Origin of the sequence: Nostoc sp. CMAA1605 (genome assembly GCF_021596505.1) — a bacterium.
Classification (GTDB): domain Bacteria; phylum Cyanobacteriota; class Cyanobacteriia; order Cyanobacteriales; family Nostocaceae; genus Trichormus.
The window spans coordinates 48,668-69,429 of the sequence record NZ_PJIZ01000015.1; the positions used below are offsets into that span (position 1 = coordinate 48,668).

Annotated in this window: 16 protein-coding genes and 1 pseudogene; 9 read left to right on the forward strand and 8 right to left on the reverse strand. The window is 41.1% G+C overall.

Features of this window, described 5'->3' with window-relative positions; translation table 11 throughout:
• Positions 1-20: 20 nt before the first annotated feature.
• Positions 21-809: a DUF1868 domain-containing protein gene (locus CV014_RS07980; protein ID WP_236141548.1), complete on the forward strand. Its 789-nt coding sequence runs from the start codon at positions 21-23 to the stop codon at positions 807-809.
• Between the two features lie 113 nt (positions 810-922).
• Here the strand turns inward: CV014_RS07980 and CV014_RS07985 are convergent, their stop codons facing one another.
• Both CV014_RS07985 and CV014_RS07990 read right to left on the reverse strand, forming a co-directional pair.
• Entirely contained in the window at positions 923-1,699 is a 777-nt protein-coding gene (locus tag CV014_RS07985; protein WP_236141549.1) for an RDD family protein, read from the reverse strand.
• A gap of 21 nt (positions 1,700-1,720) precedes the next feature.
• Positions 1,721-2,572: a glycerophosphoryl diester phosphodiesterase membrane domain-containing protein gene (locus CV014_RS07990; protein WP_236141550.1), complete on the reverse strand. Its 852-nt coding sequence runs from the start codon at positions 2,570-2,572 to the stop codon at positions 1,721-1,723.
• Positions 2,573-2,653: 81 nt separating this feature from the next.
• Between CV014_RS07990 and CV014_RS07995 the strand changes: the two are divergent.
• Both CV014_RS07995 and CV014_RS08000 read left to right on the forward strand, forming a co-directional pair.
• A pseudogene (locus tag CV014_RS07995) lies at positions 2,654-3,618 on the forward strand (stage II sporulation protein M).
• A 348-nt stretch (positions 3,619-3,966) separates the two neighbouring features.
• Positions 3,967-4,434, forward strand: coding sequence for an Hsp20/alpha crystallin family protein (locus tag CV014_RS08000; RefSeq protein ID WP_236141551.1), 468 nt, complete (start codon positions 3,967-3,969; stop codon positions 4,432-4,434).
• On the opposite strand, the gene CV014_RS08005 is transcribed toward CV014_RS08000, so the two are convergent.
• Positions 4,421-4,636 carry a hypothetical protein gene (locus CV014_RS08005; RefSeq protein ID WP_236141552.1) on the reverse strand — a complete coding sequence of 72 codons (216 nt, stop codon included), beginning with the start codon at positions 4,634-4,636 and terminating at the stop codon, positions 4,421-4,423. The genes CV014_RS08000 and CV014_RS08005 overlap by 14 nt on opposite strands.
• A gap of 644 nt (positions 4,637-5,280) precedes the next feature.
• Here CV014_RS08005 and CV014_RS08010 point away from each other — a divergent pair.
• Together CV014_RS08010 and CV014_RS08015 are read left to right on the forward strand one after the other, a co-directional pair.
• Entirely contained in the window at positions 5,281-5,526 is a 246-nt protein-coding gene (locus tag CV014_RS08010) for a hypothetical protein (RefSeq protein WP_103137138.1), read from the forward strand.
• 14 nt (positions 5,527-5,540) lie between these two features.
• On the forward strand, positions 5,541-6,518 hold the full coding sequence (locus CV014_RS08015; RefSeq protein ID WP_236141553.1) for a hypothetical protein: 978 nt from the start codon (positions 5,541-5,543) through the stop codon (positions 6,516-6,518).
• Between the two features lie 90 nt (positions 6,519-6,608).
• Here CV014_RS08015 and glpK read toward each other — a convergent pair whose 3' ends face one another.
• From glpK to CV014_RS08030, 3 genes are all read right to left on the reverse strand, one after another.
• A complete protein-coding gene (gene glpK, locus CV014_RS08020; protein ID WP_236141554.1) occupies positions 6,609-8,108 on the reverse strand; it encodes a glycerol kinase GlpK in 1,500 nt (499 codons plus the stop codon).
• Positions 8,109-8,480: 372 nt separating this feature from the next.
• Positions 8,481-10,328 (reverse strand): vWA domain-containing protein, encoded by a 1,848-nt coding sequence (locus CV014_RS08025; RefSeq protein WP_236141555.1) that lies wholly within the window; start codon positions 10,326-10,328, stop codon positions 8,481-8,483.
• A gap of 42 nt (positions 10,329-10,370) precedes the next feature.
• Entirely contained in the window at positions 10,371-10,583 is a 213-nt protein-coding gene (locus tag CV014_RS08030) for a hypothetical protein (protein WP_236141556.1), read from the reverse strand.
• Positions 10,584-10,652: 69 nt separating this feature from the next.
• On the opposite strand from CV014_RS08030, the gene CV014_RS08035 reads away from it, so the two are divergent.
• Complete coding sequence (locus CV014_RS08035) at positions 10,653-11,882, forward strand: transporter substrate-binding domain-containing protein (RefSeq protein WP_236141598.1); 1,230 nt, start codon at positions 10,653-10,655, stop codon at positions 11,880-11,882.
• 40 nt (positions 11,883-11,922) lie between these two features.
• Here the strand turns inward: CV014_RS08035 and CV014_RS08040 are convergent, their stop codons facing one another.
• The gene (locus CV014_RS08040; protein WP_236141557.1) at positions 11,923-13,593 is read right to left on the reverse strand and encodes a phosphatidylglycerol lysyltransferase domain-containing protein; all 1,671 of its coding nucleotides are present in this window, start codon (positions 13,591-13,593) and stop codon (positions 11,923-11,925) included.
• Between the two features lie 215 nt (positions 13,594-13,808).
• On the opposite strand from CV014_RS08040, the gene rpaB reads away from it, so the two are divergent.
• The 3 genes from rpaB (at position 13,809) to CV014_RS08055 (ending at position 18,590) form a co-directional block, all read left to right on the forward strand.
• Positions 13,809-14,540 carry a response regulator transcription factor RpaB gene (gene rpaB, locus CV014_RS08045; protein WP_236141558.1) on the forward strand — a complete coding sequence of 244 codons (732 nt, stop codon included), beginning with the start codon at positions 13,809-13,811 and terminating at the stop codon, positions 14,538-14,540.
• Between the two features lie 78 nt (positions 14,541-14,618).
• Positions 14,619-17,072 (forward strand): beta strand repeat-containing protein, encoded by a 2,454-nt coding sequence (locus CV014_RS08050; protein WP_236141559.1) that lies wholly within the window; start codon positions 14,619-14,621, stop codon positions 17,070-17,072.
• A 60-nt stretch (positions 17,073-17,132) separates the two neighbouring features.
• Positions 17,133-18,590, forward strand: a complete 1,458-nt coding sequence (locus tag CV014_RS08055) for an FAD-dependent oxidoreductase (protein WP_236141560.1) — start codon at positions 17,133-17,135, stop codon at positions 18,588-18,590.
• Positions 18,591-18,620: 30 nt separating this feature from the next.
• Here CV014_RS08055 and CV014_RS08060 read toward each other — a convergent pair whose 3' ends face one another.
• Complete coding sequence (locus tag CV014_RS08060; protein ID WP_236141561.1) at positions 18,621-20,759, reverse strand: hypothetical protein; 2,139 nt, start codon at positions 20,757-20,759, stop codon at positions 18,621-18,623.
• Positions 20,760-20,762: the final 3 nt, after the last annotated feature.

Sequence of the window (20,762 nt, forward strand, 5' to 3'; positions counted from 1 at the left end):
AGAGCGCGAGGCAAAGAAGATTGGACGACAACTACCAAACTTATCTGAATCGGGTAGCAAGGCTGACACTACCGGAAGCTTATAAATCTCAGGTGCAAAATATTCAGGAATCTTATAAATTTCAGCCATCTGAGGGAACTAGAGTTGCAGTACCTTTTCCTGGTTATACTTTGATTACTCCTCCGGCGGCGGAAGATGGGGAAAACTCTGATTTCTACTCCACTTTACAAGGGTATCAACAGGAAATTTTACAATTACCCAGCAATCAAAATCTGATTGTCCCTTTACCTGCTGAGAGTTTCCACTTAACCTTAGCAGATTTGATTTGGGACAGTGCTTACCGTCATGCTTGTGAGAAAAATCCTGAGTTTGAATCACAATTACAAGCTTGTATTGCCGAAACATTTCAACAATATCAAGAACTCCTGACACAAGTCAGTCAGGCGATCGCATGGCAAGTGTTAGGAATAGTCATGATGCCTAGAGCTATAGGTGTATGTCTAGTACCCAAAGATGAAAGTTGCTACGAACAGATTGTGATGTTTCGCCGCACCATTTATCAAAATCCCAAATTAATCGCCTTGGGAATTGAACAACACTATCACTTTACAGCCCATGTCACCTTGGGTTATTTCGGTGATATCTCGCCAGATTTAGACCGGATAAAACTTGCTGATGAACTAACTGAGTTAAATAAAAAGTGGATGTTTAACCTGCCACAAATTTCTGTGCGCCGACTAGAACTGAGAAAATTTGACGATATGACCCGTTATTATCGGGAATCACATTGGCCTAGTTTAGAGTTTTAATTGGGGGCTGGGGATTGGGGACTGGGGACTGGGGACTGGGGAATAAATAAGAAACTTGATTTATGTATTTTGTCTACCTTGTCTCCCTGCCCTCTGCCCCCTGCACCCCTGCCTCAAATCCGGTTCTGATACGCCAAGTAAACGGCTTCTAAAACAATATCGGGGTGAATTGCTGCTGGTAATTCGTCTATATGCAAAATTTCTTTGACCTGCTGGGATAATTTTAGAGCTAACGCGCTTCTAGCTTTTGGAGACATAGCTTTACGTCGCTGTAAATATTCCCGAATGACAGCAAAATCGTCAGGTAATAATACCGATAAATCCGCAATCTGCATTAATTCCTGATGCCAAACTTGAGCTTGTTCGGAAATCATAATTGTTGCTGATGTAGTTGCGGCTTCAGCTTGAATTACAATTGTCCCGGCGGCTAAATCGCCAAGACGTTTTTCTTGGCGACTAAACATAATTAAAAAAGCTCCGATAAACATGAACTCATCAAATGGTCGCATTAGTGCGCGGAGGGCTGCCTGCGGCATTCCTATGGGTCTTCCGTCATCACGAACCACACGAATTTTTGCAGCTTGTTTACCTGGGGTTTGTCCTCGCCATAGAGTTTCAAAAAAAACAAAATAACCGGCGTAAATGACAAAACTGACAATTAATGTAATGGCTACTAACCAGACTCCAACAGCATCACCAAAAATTTGTGACCAAAAATCAGATAGTTGACCAACAATAATCGCCCACACAATTAAAAAAGCGGTCAATATTGCTGCTAACACCAAGTAGTCAATTAATAAAGCCCAAGCACGATTTCCAATACCTGCAAGGGTAAATTCTAACTCTACACTTTCTGGTGTGCGGTACTTAACACGGTTAAACAGGTGCATAATTTCAATTCATGCTTGGGGTTAAATTTCGCGATCGCGTAGTTTTAAGCCTAACCCTTCTCGGCGACTCCGCAGATCGTAGTAAATAACTGCTTTGGTGGTGTGGATAAATGGCACAATCAACGCCCCACTACCGAAGCTGACAGCCATGATCAACGCAAAATAAATCAGGCTGAATACAGCAGATCCATCTTGAATTAGGGGTGTAAAAATGATTTGCAAAATAGTTGTGAGAATCTGCACCACAATCTGCACTGGTGTGGTGACTAAAACACTCACAAAGGAAATTAATAAAATGCGCCAAACGTTGCCTTGGCTTAGTTCCCAACTCCGACTAATTGCTGTTGCGCCATCAACGTTGTCTTCTACCGCCAAAGGTAAATTGACTAGGTAGAATCTGGTTGAGAGCCATAATATTGCTACTATAGCCACAATTACGATCACAAAGGCAATTAAACCCAAAAATATGTAAATAGCAGGATTGTTTTGCGAACCTGTGCCATTAACTATGAGTGCAGCTATTAATCCCAATATACCGAATACTATAATTACACCTATTACCATTCCTATACTAATCAGAAACAGTAACAGCATGGCCAATAAAAACTGCCACAAACGCGAATTCACAAAACGTTGTCCAGAGGAGATGCTTTCTGGTTGATTAACTAAGTCACCAAAAGCTAAACGGGAAATCAGGGATGTGAGAGCATAAAATTTAGCCCACCCATAAACAGGAACAAACAGCCACACATAAGCTTTGAGTGCCAGTAAATAATAGTCCTTAAGGTGAGCGCGATACAAGCGCATTCCTGCACTGACAACATTGCCCACATCTAATGGTTGTATAGGAGATGAACCAAGATTTCCTGCCATAAAATCAAATTTTCCTGAAAATTACGGGTATGAATTTGAGGCTATCTTAAGGTACGTTAAAAGCTAATATGCCCAAAATTTATGAATATTCAACGTTGGATTGCACGGCGAGAATCAAATTGGCAGCGTTTAGATGCTTTACTTAGACAATTAGAACGCAAAGGGTTAAAATCCCTCAAATCTGCGGAAATCAGAGAATTAGCGAGTTTATACCGTTCCGTAGCAGCTGATTTAGCACGCGCCCGTACTCAGCAAGTCAGTAATGTTTTGGTTCATAATTTACAATCTTTAACAACCCGTGGTTATTCCCAAATTTATCAAGGTTCTCGACGACAGGAATGGCAAGCCGTATGGGATTTTTATCTTTGGGGGTTTCCTGCGATTGTGCGGACGACATTTTCCTATACGCTCACAGCGACAGCTTTGTTTTTTTTAGGCTTAATCGTGGGTTGGTGGTACGCTTGGCAAGACCCGACTTTTTTGTCCTTAATTGTGCCAGAAAGCTTAATTTCCCAGGTACGAGATAAAGGTGAATTGTGGATGGGGTCAATTGTCGGCGTTGAACCCTTAGCATCTAGCGGCATCATGATTAACAATATCAAGGTGTCCTTTGGGGCGGTAGCTGGAGGGATTACAGCCGGGGCTTTCACAACCTACATTATGGTATTTAATGGATTATTAATTGGTGCGATCGCCACTTTAGTCGGTCAAAATAATCTAGCCTACCCTTTTGGGCATTTGTCTTTCCCCACGGTGCTTTAGAATTACCCGCCATCTTCTTTGCCGGTGGGGCTGGTTTATTAATAGCAAAAGCGATTTTATTTCCTGGTCAATATCGTCGAGGTGATGCCTTAAAATTCTACGGTTATCAAGCAGTACAGTTAGTATTTGGCATTGTGCCGATGTTAGTAATTGCCGGCATTATTGAAGGCTTTTTCTCTCCTAATCCTATAATTCCCGACCCGTTTAAGTATCTATTCGGTTTAGGATTATTTATAATTTTAGTTATGTATTGTAATCGCAAACGTACATCAGCCAATAGATAGAAATTTTCCTAACTTTCTTTTACCTTTTGCCTTTCAATGTACGGTTATTGCTATCTATAACGTTCATCAAACCGAACCTCCAGCTATTTTACCTGATCTAGTGTGGTAGTGAGGAAGCTTAAACAAAAGCTTTAAAACACACAACACTGAACTATAAATCTATTGCTGTGTATCCAGTAAAAAAGCTCAAAATTATACCAATTCACCCAAATTCAAACTCCATAATCTTACTTTCTGAATTTTGAATTTTGTAGGCGCAAGCCTTCCCGTAAGGGTATTTTGAATTTTGAATTTTGAATTGGTATGAGGCTTCCTAATACTAGGTAGTGCATTTTTAGAGGTGATATTATGGCACTTATTCGTTGGGAACCTTTCAGAGATATTGAACGCTTAGAACCATTCCGTGAAATTGACACCTTGCAACGGCAAATGAATCGTCTGTTTGAAAGATTAATGCCAACAGACGGTGCAGAAAGAATGGGGTTTGCATTCATACCTGCGGCTGAAATCGAAGAAAAAGAAGATGCAATTCACCTGAAATTAGAAGTACCTGGCTTAGAATCCAAAGATATTACTGTAGAAGCTACACCAGATGCGATTGTGATTAGCGGTGAACGCAAATCCGAAACCACAACTGAAGAAGGCGGCGTTACCCGTTCTGAATTCCGTTACGGCAGATTCCAAAGAGAAATTCCTTTACCTTGTCAAATTCAAAACGACAAAGTACAAGCCGAATACAAAAATGGCATCCTACGCTTAACGCTACCAAAAGCCGAATCAGAAAGACAAAAAGTGGTGAAAGTTAATGTGGGATGAGAGTGAGTGTTGAGTGCTGAGTTGTGAGTGCTGAGTGCTGAGTGCTGAGTGCTGAGTTGTGAGTGCTGAGTTGTGAGTGCTGAGTGCTGAGTGCTGAGTGCTGAGTTGTGAGTGCTGAGTTGTGAGTGCTGAGTTGTGAGTGCTGAGTTGTGAGTGCTGAGTAAAAATGTTTTACTCGGCACTTTAATATATAGGAATCCAATTTGATTACTGAAGTTATTTGTGTAGTTACACCCTTTCTTGATGGAGATGAAATTTATCGGTTGTTGTAGAGACGTTGTATACAACGTCTCTACTCAGAGAATTGGTATTAGGAAATGTCTCAAGCAGGAACAGGAAACAGTATTTTGTGGTAATTTTTGTTCAAAAATTAAATCTAAATCGCATAAATACTTATATCTACTTTTTACAGGACAAAATTCACTAAAACTTTTCCCTCAAGAAACTTACTCCCAAAGTAGCAAGATAAGTTTGGTCGAATACTTTAGGTACTGCCCTTGTATCTTGCTATGAGCATAAAACTTGATAACTAAAAGTACAATGTTTACAATCGTGAAAGTTTGTCATAAATCTTTGTGAAGAAAGTTTTCAGCTACCTAGTCTCTAAATTTTTGGTGTTTAATACGCCAAAAATATGGCAGTCAATAGTACCTAAATGTCGATAATGAACTATATGCTAATAAAACAACTAATTGATTGCTCCTGGTTTTTACTATGGCTACTTTACATCTATCCTTCTGCACAAGATTGCTGATGAGAATCAAGTAGACGACGAAACACACACGGATCTCAATTTGTTTGCTTGAATAGCTATATTGATAGGATTGCAACTTCACTTTTTTGATTATGCCCAGTAAGTTAATTGATGTTAGAGAATATACAGTCAAAGCTCATCAAAGACTGATTCACACTCGCGTGTTTAATTTTGTCTGTAAAGAGTGCAACGAAGCTACAAAACGTGAGACTTTTGGCCCTCGTCCTTTATATTGTGAACGATGTCGTCCGCCACAACCACCGAAAAAATCTCAACAGCCATCTCGCAAGGCTAAACCTCGACCCATGTCTTATAAAAGTGATACTGATTTAGGTTGATTGAGAACTACACAATGAATAATCAATTAAATTTAGAACCCCCCCCGCAGGACTTCATCTCACCATTATTAGAACTCAGGGACTACTACAGTCGTCTTGTAGAAGAGTATGAAACTCTGTACACACAGGCGCGATCGCAACTTGATCATGTACAAGCTTTGTTAGCAAATTGGTCTGTGGCTACAGAAACTAAAAGCCAGGTTGCTACCCTCGAAGTTAGTCAAGATGTATCCAAAAATCATCAAGATGAGCCTTTGTTGTCTTCGTCTGATCAAGTTTCCCAGGTAGCTATTAATTCAGTAGAATCCAGCGCGGATAGTGAAGAAGACGAAGACGCAGCGACCTTTGGAGAAACGGAAACTGCATTTAGTCAACAGGTGACAGCAGAAAGCATTAAGGGAATTGATTTCCCTATGCTACCTGAGTATAAAGCGATGAGTCGGATGGAAGCTATTCAAAAGTTACTACAGGAACACTTGGGTGCTGTCTGTCATATAGATTTCATCGTGCGATCGCTCTATGGTGAGTTAGATCCACATATTTTTAAAGTAGTTAAAGGTAGAGTCCAATCTTCCCTCACCCAAGGTAGAGAAAGAAAGGTATGGTTTGGGATACCTGACGAACCTGGTTGTTACACCATAGACTTAACTTTGGTTAATTCCAATCGCACTCATACTTACTCTCGCAATGGCAAAAGTAAGAGGAAGCCACCTTTAATAGTTCCGAAAGCCAGAGTTGTACCGATGCTCAAACCCTATGAAGGCCAATTTTTAATTGATGCTCTCACTGTTTTCTTTCGACACAATCCAGGAAAAGTATTTAGTGTGGCGGAAGTCGTCACAGGTTTATATGGAGACATCAATGATGAAGATTACCGTGAGGTTAAAGGCAAAGTTTTAAATGAACTATCACGCGGTTATCGCATCGGCAGATTCGACAGAATGCCGGAAAAGGTTGGTTTCTACACTTTGGATGTAGATTTGGCGAATTAGGGGGAGAGAAGAGGCAGGGGGGCAGGGGGCAGGGGGAAATAAGGAAATTTTTCTCCCCCTTGCCCCCCGCACCCTGCTCCAATTCCTCTTCTATGCCCAATCTAAGGTGCGTTTGACGGCTTTTCGCCAGGTGGTAAAGTTATGTGCGATGGGGTTGGGTTCAAATATGCGGTCAATTTGTCTTTGGTTGACTAATGCTGTGTAACTGTCCCAAAATCCTACGGCTAGACCGGCGGCAAAGGCTGCACCTTGGACGGTAGTGTCGCGCATGGTGGGACGTTCTACCGGAATTCCTAATACATCGGCTTGGAATTGCATCAGGAAATTATTCTCGCAAGCACCACCATCGACTATTAAACGCTGCATGGGATGACTACATGAGGTGTTAATGGCTTGTACTACTTCTACCACTTGATAGGCGATCGCTTCTAATACGGCTCTGACTAAATGCTGGGGTTGGACGCTGGCGGTAATGCCTAAGAATGCGCCTCTAGCGGTCATATCCCAGTAAGGCGCGCCTAATCCACTAAAAGCTGGGACAAAATAAACTCCGCCGTTGTCTGATACCTGCGTCGCCATTGTCTCTGTTTCCGCCGCCGTTTTAATTAACTTCAGACTGTCTCGCAACCATTGGATACAAGCACCACTAGTAAACATACTGCCTTCCAAGGCATAACCAACATTTAAAGGCTGACTGGTATTGGTTTGCGTCCAGGCAATTGTAGAGATTAATTGATTTTGCGATCGCACAATCTCTTTTCCAGTATGAGCCACTAAAAAGCTACCAGTGCCGTAAGTACATTTCATCAAACCAGGGCGATCGCAGCCGTGACCAAATAAAGCGGCTTGCTGATCACCTAAAATAGCTGTGATGGGAATTGCTGCACCGAGTAAATCAGCATCGGTAACGCCAAAGTCGCCTAAGCTGGGTTGGATTTGCGGCAATATCTGCGTCGGAATTTGGAAAATATCTAATAATCTCTCATCCCACTCGCAGGTTTGGAGATTCATTAACATGGTGCGGCTAGCGTTGCTGTGGTCAGTGGCGTGGACTTGTCCACCTGTTAATTTCCACAATATCCAGGTATCAATTGTACCTGCTAAGACATGACTTAAATCAACGCTGTTCATCTGGTCTAATAGCCATCTGAGCTTAGTTGCCGAGAAATAAGCATCGATAACTAAACCAGTGCGATCGTATATTTCCTGGGCATAGCCTTGCTCTTGTAATTGATTACACAAAGGAGCAGTACGCCTATCTTGCCAAACAATGGCCTTGTGTAACGGTTTCCCTGTGGTTTTATCCCAGAGTAAACAAGTTTCTCGTTGTACAGTCAAACCAATAGCAGCAATTTCTGATGGGGTAATTTGAGCGTGCGAGATAGCAGTTTTGATTACCCAGCAAGCATCATCCCAAATTTGTTGCGGGTCATGCTCCAACCAGCCCGGCTGGGGATAATATTGTGTGAGTTCTTTATATGCTTGTCCGACAATCTTACCGTCTGCGTTGAAGATAAAAGCGCGGTTGCCTGTCGTACCTAAATCCAACGCTAAGATATACCGTGATGATGTGCTGCTCAATGTCTGCATTCTCTCTTCAGGGAATTCAAAATTTGGCGTTGCTGATTGAGAATATGAATTATCTCACGCAAAGGCGCAAAGACGCAAAGGTGCAAAGAAAAACAAGGGTAATTTTTGCATTTCATACTTTGATTCAGCAACGCCAAAAATTTTGAGAATTAATATAAATAGTTAGTGTGTGGGTGCAAGCCATCACACGTCACAGGCATCGTTGTTCAACTCACTATTTAAGCTAATGACTGTTGGTTTAGGCGATGTAAGTCGGTACGAGACTGAAATTGATAGACAAAACTTGGAAATTAAAGCCCTCTAAGCATTTGGGTGATTGCATTCTCCTACTCTGACAAAAGAGGGATAGTATGGTTTTTAACTAAAAACATCTCAATTAGTCGTATTCGGCTGTACGAAACGTTTAATTTCGCCACAGGCAATATAAGACTTGCCATCAGGAGCAGTTTTCACCTCATCGACAACGTACAGCATTCCCTCCTCACGCACTGAGCGAGGGAAACGCATATTCCAATCGGGTTCATACCCATCAGAAACCACTCTAGCCCGTAACTTGCTGCCATCTTTGACACACTGCACCAAAATGCCATCATTAACAGCGTCAGTGGTAGGCAAATCTGCCGCACTGGCGGGGCCTTTAGAGGCTTTACCTGTACTCACAGACCTTGATTGTCCGGGTGCAACGAAAATATCAGCTTCACCGGGTTTAGTTAAACGGTTAATTTGACCAGTTACACGATAAAAACTACCATCAGTTGACAGTTCCACCCCTTCCACAACGTAGCGCGCTCCCTCTGCACGAATGGCGCGGGGAAATTGGACATTTTTGCTAGCATCATAACCAGCAGACAGGACTTTGACCCGCAGCTTACCACCTTCCCGCACACACTGTAATTCCACACCTGAACCCACATCATTGACAGTGGGCATAGCGTATATTTCATCACCCGCAGTCACGCCACGACCCACCAAATCGGTACGGGTGCGGTTCATCGCCTGATAGGTTTGATCTAATAGTTCTTTTCGTCCTGCGTTACCTAAAGTTCTTTGGGCAATGCGGCTAGCAAAATACTCTAGTTGGTCGATCTCCTCAGCAATTTCAAAGTTTTCATTCAAGCCTTTGTTTCGCAATTCCTCAATTAGAGAACGTAAGATTTTCTCTGCTTCTTGATGCTTACCATGTTCTGCTAAATCAAGGGCAGTTTCTTTCGCCTTGGCAATAGTCAAACGGCTCAAGTCAAGGAGAATATCACTAGAAGCCGCAAAAGCAGATTCCTCAACTGTACCGACTTTAGCGATGACATCGGTTATACCTGACGCACTTTGAATGACATTATTCTGCACCACATCGGCACTGTAATGCAGTTTCATCAAAGGTAATTCACCAATTTGAGCCGCCGAGACTTCTAAACTTAACCCTAAAAGTTTATCTTCACCCTCGTAGAGTTCCCCTAGAGTAATTACCGATTGACCTTTCTGATTTTGGCTGACTTTAGCCAGGCTTAAAATATCAACCAGCTTCACACCATTAGCTAGTTCTAAGGTAACTTTGAGATTCTGCCCGACTACGGCTCTAAGACTATCTAATTCAATGCTAAATACTTCTGAGGCTTCATCAACACTTTGAATAAAATAGAAGTTACCACTAGCAGCCCTTGCCATTCCAATCAGCAAATCTTCATTAAAACCCTGGGCAAATCCTAACGTAGTTGTGATTACACCTTCCTCAGCTTTTTGACCGGCTGTCGCTGTGAGGATTTTGGGGTCTTGAATCCCCATATTAGCGTGACCATCGGTAAGCAGCAGTACACGGTTGATTTTTTGTGGGTCAAGTTTCTGCTTCACATATTCACAACCCTTAAGCCATCCCCCAGATAGATTAGTAATACCACCTGCATGAACCCGACGCAGAGCATTTTTCAACGCAGATTTATTAGTGACTGGTTGGGGTGGAACTACTGTATCTACAGCATCATCGTATACAACTACTGAGAGGATATCATTAGCCTCTAGTTGGTCTACCACAGATTCAGCCGCCCTGAGTGCGTGAAATAAAGGCGCGCCTGCCATAGAGCCAGAACGGTCAATTACCAGGGACAAGTTAAGATCCCGTCGGGGAGACTCTGGTATATCAGCCCGAAACCGCAGCAATGCGTTTGTTTTTAATGCAGATCCGACAGTTAAGATAGCTGGGTCAAATGCGTAACTTGTTTTAATCATATTTTCCACCTTGAAATGATTGTTAAACAGTAGTTAGCTTGATCATATGCTCTGTTTTTCAGTGTACCCAGTAAAAAAAAGTGTTTTTAGGGTATGGGGCATTGGGCATGGGGCATTGGGCATTAGGCATAAAGTAAAATCTCCCTTGTCTCCCTTGTCTCCCTTGTCTCCCTTGTCTCCCTTGTCTCCCAATCCCCAGTCCCCAATCCCCAATCCCCAATCCCCAATCCCCAATCCCCAGTCCCCAATCCCCAATTCCTCTATTGCTCATAGGTAAGCATTGCACTATAAAGGAGTATTGGATTTTACTGCAAGAAAATGCCTATGCTCATTGCGATCGCCAGAATATTTCGCCTATTTATCAATAGTTTTAGGCGATTGGTCACTCCTACTACTCAAAAAGGTAGGCGTTCATTAATACCACCTATTAGTCTAGGGTTGGGAAGTTTCATACTAGTTTTGTTTTTGGTAATACACCCAGGTTTGACTCAGACACCAACACCTACACCTACAGTCACGCCAACACCTACAGCTGCCAATACAGATAAAATGTTGGTGGCTACACGAGTTATCCCACCTTTTGTGATTGCAGATAAGGATAAAAGTAAACTATCAGGATTTAGTATTGACCTTTGGCAAAGTATTGCTAAGGAAATAGGTCTAAATTATCAGTTTGTGGAATATCCCAATGTGGCAAATTTACTGTCTGCGGTGAAAGATGGTAAAGCCAATGTCGGAATTGCAGCTATCTCCATTACCGCCGAACGCCAACAGCAATTTGATTTTTCTTTACCCATGTTTGCTGGGGGTTTACAAATCATGGTGAGAAATTCTGAGACTGGCGGTGGTGGTGGTGTTCCCAATATTTTCCAACTGTTTTTCTCTGCTTCTTTGTTGCAGGTTATTGGTTTGGCGTTGGTGTTAATTGTTTTTGCAGCTCATGTAATTTGGTTATCGGAACGGAATCATGAAGAAGGGATGATATCTAAATCATACATTCCTGGGATTTTCAAAGCTTCTTGGTGGGCGGCTGCAACTTTAGCGACTCAAGCCGATGAAATGCCCAAAGGTGCTATTGGTAGGTTTATCGCCATTATCTGGATGTTTATCGGTGTTTTATTTGTCGCTTACTTTACAGCCAGTGCTACTACTTCCTTAACTGTGCAGCAGCTACAGGGAGAGATTAGTAGTGTAAGTGATTTACCTGGTCATATCGTCGCTACTACTGCCGGTAGTACGGCTGCAACTTACCTCAAAGAACACAGAATTCCTGTGCAGGAAGTTGCCAAAATTGAGCAGGCTTACGATGCTTTACTGAGTAAAAAAGCAGATGCTGTGGTGTTTGACTCGCCAGTGCTGCTGTTTTATGCAGCCAATGAAGGTAAAGGGAAGGTTGAGGTTGTGGGTAGTATCTTCCGTGAGGAAAATTACGGCATTGTTTTGCCTAATGATAGTCCCTACCGTAAACAAATCAATAGAGTTTTACTGAGTTTAAAGGAAAATGGCACTTATCAAGCACTCTATGATAAGTGGTTTGAGGTTGATAAATCTTGATGGTGAGCCAACATTAGCTTTAGCGGCTAATGTTGCTCGTTTACGCGCCTGGTTGGAAATAATCAAGGAGGCGATCGCCTGAATCAGCGCGAATCAGTGCCACAATCACATCAGGTAAAGCAGTTAAACTGGGATAAATCAAATAACGTCCTTCCCACTGGGGATGAAATTTGTCTTTGTAGGCGTGTAGTCCCTGAAAATTATAAAAACTGTTTAAATGTTCGGATAAATAGCGCAATCCCTTCTCTAAGCGTCGTGATTCTGGTTTTTCCCCAACTCCCGCCAATGCAGATAACCCAAAGTTAAAACTGTCGTAACCCTGATTTTGCAGATGTTGTAGTAGGGATGTAAATAAAAAATCCATTGTGCCATTTTCCATTGATTGGCGATGGCGCATCAAATCAATAGTTCCTTGGTTACGTTGGTATTTGGGCATAATATTGATAAAAGCATCGACTCCCCCATTGGGATTGTGTACAATGCCTATCTCACAGCCGCATAAGTAAGCTTCATCGAACCATCCCACAGAAAAGCGTTTTTCTGAACCTTGCACCATTTTTAACCATTCATCACTCACCGATTTGAGTTGCTGTAATAATTTATCTGTAATTGGTGGTGGATAAAAACTGACTCGATAGCCTGATTTTGTTAAACGGTTGATAGATGAGCGAAAGTTTTTACCTGCTTTACCTTGTAATGTAAAGGTTTTCAAATCCACGATCGCCTCTTCGCCAATTTTGAGAACTCTAAACCCCAATGAGGTATATAGTTCCAGATGATCAGGTAAAGTCTGGTAAAAAGCTGGATACCAGTCATTGCGTTGACAGAATTCTTGGAAACTCACAATCACTTCTTTTCTGTCTGCAATGGGGCCAATGGGATCACCTAAAGCGATCGCACCCCTACCTTTGGGAACGTAAGCAATGACACTCTGGCCAGAAGGACTGAAATAATAGCTTTTGTCATTTAGAAGTGCGATCGCTGCTAAAGAAGAATGTCCATATTGCCGTACAATATCTTCAGCTTTTCTGTGTTCTTTTACGGTAGCTGGATTGCGTAAAAATACTGGTTGTAACAACATCACCACAGCAAATGTGATTGTACTAGCGGCAATAATATAAATAGAATCAGCAAAAAATCCCCCAAACTGACTTTTGGGTTTTAACCCCCAATTATCTTCTGTAAAAAACATGGCAAAGGTTTGCAAAATAGCTTCACCCCAATTAAAATTTTCGGTGAATTTGCCATCTAATAAATAAAATCCCACTGTGCCGTAAGCGAGGGTAAACAGTAATGCACCCATCAATACCCGCACACCCCGCGCCACTGAAGGACGGTCAGATTGTGCTGTAAAAAGCTGACGCATCCAAATTAACTGCACTAATAAAACACCGGATAAAATACTTTCTTCATAATCCCATCCTTTAATTAAATGACTGATTATAGAAATAATTAATAGACAGATAGTCAGTATCCAAGCTACTTTTTTCCTGCGCCATAAATTAGTAGCTAATGTTAATAAAATGAACCCCGTCAACGCAGCAAAGATATGACCAGTCGCCCGAACTTCAAAAGGCAGAAATTCTTTTAACCAATGATTTCTCTCAGCTAAACTAGGAGTAACTGCTGATAACAAATTGACGATTCCCACTATCCCCGTCAAGATAGCAATACTCCACAAACTGAGTTGAGTTTTTAATTTACTGTTCATAATTTCAGAGATTGTTCTTCAGTAAATAACCTGTAATTTTAATTACATTTTTACCATGATATTGATGTGAACAAAAATCAGCGCAATACTATAAATGTAATTTTGATGACTCAGTATTTTAATTAAGATATGTTGCAGTACGACTGGCAAAATTGATCTACTTAGGGATGATAGTGATGAGTTAAAGTTATTGCCTTGAGGGAGCGGTAGGCAATTTGAAAAGTAGTGCAGAAAAAATTTTGGTGGTAGACGACGAAGCAAGTATTCGCCGCATTTTGGAGACTCGTCTTGCAATGATTGGCTACGATGTCGTAACGGCTAGCAATGGTGAAGAAGCATTGACAGTTTTTCGCTCTTGTTCGCCAGACTTAGTAGTTCTAGATGTGATGATGCCAAAGTTAGATGGTTATGGTGTTTGTCAAGAACTACGCAAAGAATCTGATATTCCCATTATTCTCCTGACGGCATTGTCAGATGTTGCAGACCGCATTACTGGTTTAGAATTGGGGGCTGATGATTACATAGTTAAACCATTCTCGCCCAAGGAACTAGAAGCGCGAATCCGTTCAATATTACGTCGGAGAGTCAGTAAAACAAATAGTAGAGGTTTTCCCAGTTCGGGGGTAATTCAAGCAGATACGCTGAAAATAGATACGAATAAGCGACAAGTTTACAGAGGTAATGACAAGATTCGCCTCACAGGTGTTGAGTATAGCTTGTTAGAGTTACTGATCAGCAACAGTGGCAAATCGTTCTCTCGGAAAGAAATCTTACAACAGGTGTGGGGTTACAGTGCAGAACAAAATGCAGATACTCGTGTAGTCGATGTGCATATCTCCAGATTGCGCTCCAAGCTAGAAAAAGACCCAGACAATCCAGAATATATACTGACATCTAGGGGGAGTGGATATCTGTTTCAACGAATTTCTGCAACAGATCATGAGTAAAGTAATTGGGATAGAAGAGTATTAAAAGCTACTGATGGGGGAATAATAAATACGGCACAGAAAATTAGTCATGAGTTAATGAAAGTCACTTTTGTTATCTTTGGTTTTATTACCGCGATCGCAGCGTTTGATATTTACAACACGAGAGTGTATGCTCAGGTGATTCCTGACAGCACATTGAAAACCACTGTACAAGGGACTGGTAATTATACCATAACTGATGGTAGTCGCGTCGGTAATAATTTATTTCATAGCTTTAAGGAATTTTCTATTCCCAATCACGGTTCTGTATTTTTTGATCATGCTAACGACATTCAAAATATTTTTAGTCGCGTGACTGGCGGTAGCATTTCTCGTATCGATGGGTTGATTCAAAGCAATAGTAAAGCCAATGTATTCCTACTCAATCCCAATGGAATTATCTTTGGTGAAAATGCCAGGTTGAGTATTGGCGGCTCATTTGTAGGGACAACTGCCAATAGCATTAGATTTGCCGATGGAACAGAATTTAGTGCCATCAATGCGAGTAATCCACCTCTATTAACTGTGAGTGTACCCATTGGGTTACAGATGGGTCAAAATTCGGGAGCAATTACAGTCTACGGGTTAGGACATCCGATGCAGGATGAGCTATTTTTTCCCCAAGATCGCAGTAATAATCCCAATGGGCTAGAAATCAAAGCAGGCAATACCCTAGCATTGATTGGCAATCAAGTAAATTTTGCAGGTGGAACTGTAGCAGTTACTGGTGGTGGACATTTAGAAATAGGGAGTGTTCGCCAAGGACAAGTTGAACTTCATCCCACTGTTACAGGATGGAAAGGAAATTATTCACAAGTAGAGCAATTTAATGATATTCATCTAGCTCAACAGTCTCTGCTAGATGCTAGCGGCAGCAATGGGTCAATTCAACTACAAGGGCAAAATATTAACTTAACAGAAGGTTCTTATGTATTGATTCAAAACTTAAACACGCGATCGCAAGGAATTAACATCTATGCCACAGATTCACTGTATTTGGCAGGCTATACCTCAGAACAAAAATCGGGCAGTGTCATCAAAATCGAAAACTTAGGAACAGATTCACCAGGAGATATTTTTGTTTCCGCAGCGAACCTTTCTTTACAAGATGGAGGAAAAATTTGGACAAAAACCTTTACTACAGCAGCTAGTGGTAATATCACGATCAAAGTACAAGACTCTATTGACATCAATGGTTTTACCCCTATCAATCCCAATCTTCTCACCTTAATTGGAACAACTACACTCAACTCAGGTAATGCAGGTGATGTTACTGTTTCATCTGGCAACATCAAAATTGTGGATGGAGGTAATATTACTTCTGGTGTTCTGAGTTCTGGACAGTCTGGTAGTCTGCTAATCAATGCAGACAACTTAATAGAAGTTGTTGGTCTTAACCCGCTTACATTATCACCCAGCACTATCGGTTTAGTAACTTTTAGTACAGGCAATACAACTAGTGTAGTAGTTAATACATCCAAATTAATTTTGCGAGAGGGGGGTGCGCTAGGAGCTAATACTCTCAATCAAGGCTCATCAGGAAGTGTAATAGTTAACGCCTCAGATTTTATAGAAGTTAGTGGTCAAGCACCTGGTTCAATTACATCAAGCCGCATTGCTTCGACCTCTGCGTTTGTCGATCCCGTTCTTCAAGCATTATATGGAGTGTCCTCTATTCCCAATGGCGATGCCGGATATTTGACAATTAATACTCCATTGCTGTTGGTTACTGATAGCGCATTAGTTAGCGTCAAAAATGATGGGCCAGGCAAAGCCGGGGATTTACAAGTTAATGCTAAGGCAATTTTTCTCAATAACCAAGGCAATATCACTGCATCCACAGCCTCTGGTAACGGGGGAAATATTAACTTAAATCTGCAAGATTATTTGCTGATGCGTCAAGGTAGCTGGGTTTCTGCTACTTCTGTGGGTACAGGTAATGGTGGTAATTTGTCGATTCACTCACCTGTGATTGTGGGGTTAGAAAACAGCAACATCATTGCCAATGCAGTTCAAGGTCGTGGTGGTAATATTGACATCACTACTCAAGCTATTTTCGGAATCAAATATCGCCCTCAATTGACAAACGAGAGTGATATTACTGCTAGTTCTCAATTTGGCATCAACGGTACGGTAGATATTAATAATTTTGGTGTTGATCCCAATTCTGGCTTAGTGCAATTACCTGTAAATATTACTGAACTATCACAGCAAATTGCTACAGGTTGTGCTGATACCACTGGGAGTAGTTTTATTGCCACGGGACGGGGTGGTGTACCACAAAATCCGCTTCAACAAGTGAGGAGCGATCGCACTTGGTCTGATATCCGCGATTTGGCTGCATACCGCAAAACTGAGTCAGTAAAAGCACAAATTCCCTCACCGCCTAAAGTTCCGCTACAAGCAACATCTTGGTATCGTAATTCCCAAGGTAAAATTGAGCTGGTAGCAGTTAAATCTTCTATGAGTGGGCAACCATCATTTACCTGTGGATTTATTCCTAAAAGTTAATTTTAACACTAAAAGTAAAGTGATAAAATTTGCGTTGTTTAACCAAATAAATTTGCACAAATGAATAATTTATACCAGAAAAACGTTGTGATTATCGGAGGAGGCCCTGCGGGATTAGGTGCAGCTTTAATGTTAGCTAAAAGAGGCTGGAAAGAGATTACGGTTATTGAAAAAAGACCATCAGCAGATTATTATGAACCAGATAAATCATTTAGTTATCAAATTGATGGTCGAGGTCAGAAATTCACCGATTTATTAGAGCTAACTACTAAACTCGCTGAGTTGAGCGTCCCTAACACTGACTTTTACTTAACCATTATCCAAAAAGACGGCACACGTAAAACAAGTAAACTACCCATTGCCGATTCTCAACGCAAAACTGCCTACTGGCTACCAAGAGCATCGTTTGTACAATTACTTTATCAAGAAATTCAACAGCGTTGGTCAGATAATATTCAGGTTATATTTAATACTGAATGTGTAGAGATTAAACAAAATCTAGAGCGTTTAGAAGTTGTTACCCAATCTTCCACAGGGGAAAAACAGACCTTCATGCCAACCTTGATAGTAGGTTGTGATGGATTAAACTCTATTGTCCGTCAAACTCTTAATGAAATGACAGGTCAATCAGATTTATTTGAGATGCAAAAATTTTCCTCTCCTAGTGCTGGTTTAAAATATAAAGTCCTTACCTTACCGCCTCAATTCCCTTTATCAGAAAGCGAAGGGGATGTATCACAATCTACGATGGCTTATGCTATTAGATCCGCTTTTAAGGAACGTAAAAAAGCCATTTCTTTGGGATTATTACCATTAAAGAATCAGGATCAGCCAAGAACTGCAAATATTATTACCTATGGAGATCATCACATCTGGCAACTAAAAACCAAAGAAGAAGTTGAAGATTTTTTCAAACGAGCTTTTCCCCAGTTACCCATAGAAAAGATCATGCTTCCTGAAGAAATAGCTAGGTTCACATCCAGTGAAGGGGGTAAATTTCCCATGCCTCAATACTGTTCAGGATTGTATAAAATCTGGGGTAAACCGGAAATCAACCAAGGTACAGCCGTAATTTTATTAGGAGATGCAGTTCACTGTTTTCCTCCTGACATCGGGCAAGGTGTGAATTCTGCCTTAGAAGATATCTATATTTTATGGGACTTATTAAATGTCAATCAAGATAATATTTCTCAAGCACTGCCTCGCTATCAAGACATAAGACATCCAGATATTAAAGCCTTAATTCGTTTAGTGCAAATTAGTTATCCTTGGCAATATAATCAAGATGCCTTGCAAAAAAGACTGTGGAGTATTAATTTTTTCGCACGCTTAATTTTAAATCGTTTATTACCTTTTATATTCAGTAACCATTCCTTTTTACTGATTCAGAATCATGAACTTTCTTATTCAGAAATTCTCGCTAAAAGTGAGCGTACTACTCAATTGTTATGGGTGTTGGGAGGATTAATCATATTGATTTTATTCATGGGTTTGATGAATTTAATTAACCTCATATAATACCGACTTTAGATTTGGAATTTTGAATTTTCATGATTGATTATCAATACCACAACCGTAGCTTCTTTTAACATTACGAGGAATAGAAGGACGACACCAAACTCGATTATTGCCAACCGCATGATTAATTACTAAATCTTGAGGATTGATATCTACTTCCTCTAGCTTGTTTTGGTTATATTTTTCTGGAACTAAGAAGTAATTATCGTTGCCGCCACCATCAATAAATAAGCCTAAAGTGAGTATAATTTGGCGCAAACCAGATGCACCCTCAACAAAAGATTGTCCATAGGCGGGTTCGGCAAAAGTTAGATAAGTATCATCACCTTTTTTATCCCAGAAAACGCCAATGCCATTAATATCGGCACTACCTAATATTCCGTGATGTCCTAAGTAATAATCGTTGCCTGCACTGTCTTCAAACCAACCTATACTCCAATCACGACCTTGACCTAAACTCTGAGAAATTCTCACATTATAGCGATCGCTGCCACTATCATCTTGATAAATACCGATGGCAAAGTGGGGTGAACCTCCCAAGCTATAGACTCCGCTACGGTGGTAATCATCTCCGGTTTTGTCTACTAATACGCCTAAGCTATACCAATAACCTGTTCCTTGGCAGTAAATATCACATTCGTAGCGGTCATTGCCTGTAGCATCTATTAACATCCCGATACCACCAGCCCAGCTATGACCATCATTGTAATCTGCGCGTCTACCATAGGCAGCACCTTGAGCAAAATGGATGTGTTTTTCTGAACCGAAGGGGCCACCATTAGGATATTTATCTTCCATGCCAATGTAATGATCATCTCCGTCGCTATCTAAAAGTAGCCCTACTCCTTTAGTAAAGCCGTAGCCTTGACCGTATCTATATAAAGAATAGCGATCGCTGCCTTGATGATCAATTAGCACTCCTGTGCCGAAACTACCACTACCTTGCAAGTTAGCCAGGCCGCGATAGGTGTCTTCACCTTGCGCGTCATTCAGAATGCCTGTACCAAAAATCCCTACACCTTGGCTGGTATACTCTGCCTCGTAAGTGTCATTACCTTGCATATCCATTAGCACCCCATAGCCGAAGATCCCTGCACCAAAACTGGCAACTTTTCCCTGGGGACTGGAATAATGATCATTACCTGCTAAATCAATGGTGACACTGACACCGTGGCTGATATTTCGATTTGCCGCACCACCAGAGTAAGTATCATTACCCGCAAAATCGACAATGAGTAAATAATCGTCAGCAGGATAGACATGATCACCTTGACCACTGATGATAATTTTACCTTGGGGTGTATCTACAATGTAATCATCATCACCCACCAAACTGAGATTTTGTTGACTCAATTGAGTCTGCAATCGTTGTGTGGCACTAATAGCTAAGATAGCTCCTGTATTGAGAAATTTAAAATCAACGTTATCAAGTAGAGATTCTATTAAAATTACCTGTTCTGGAGTCTCATCTTGTGCTTGAGCAGTGCTTTGGTTGACGGTTTGAAGTACGTAGTCAACCACATTACTGTAAGTCGTGTCTGCATCCAATTGTAATTTTTTGAGCGATCGCAAAATTCCCAATTCTCTGTAGTGCAGAACATCGGGTATCGTGAATAAAAACTGAGCTACCTCAGAGCGTAATTGTGATGGTAAGGCTTGATATTGCTTAGTTTTGAAACTCTCAACAGATTTACCAGTTAATTGACCTAAACTCACAGCCAAGGCATCATCGCCCAGTGTTTTAACTTGTTTTTGGTATTTGCTTAATAAATCTCGATTCAACGCCGGATTCATACCAGCATCAATCCTTCTGTGGACACTAGCAGCTACTAAAGCTAAATCAGATTTAGCCGCTAATAAGTCGTTACTCATGGTGCGGGTGTAACTACTAATTTTCCAAGGATTGTCAAAAAACAAATCCAGCATTTTAACTCGATATTGATCGCCACCCCATAAAGCCATATCTTTTTGATCTCGCCTGAGATCATCAGGCGTTAATTTAGCGGATGCTAATGCTTGTCGAAACAATGCACCTTGTTCGGTTAAATATTCCGTAGTTATGGCATTAGCACCGTATCCAAAAATTACAAGCCAGCATACCAGTAAGCTAGTCAGGATTAATTGGGTAATTGGTTGTGGCAGCGATCGCCTGAGTTGGCGGAAAATCATTGA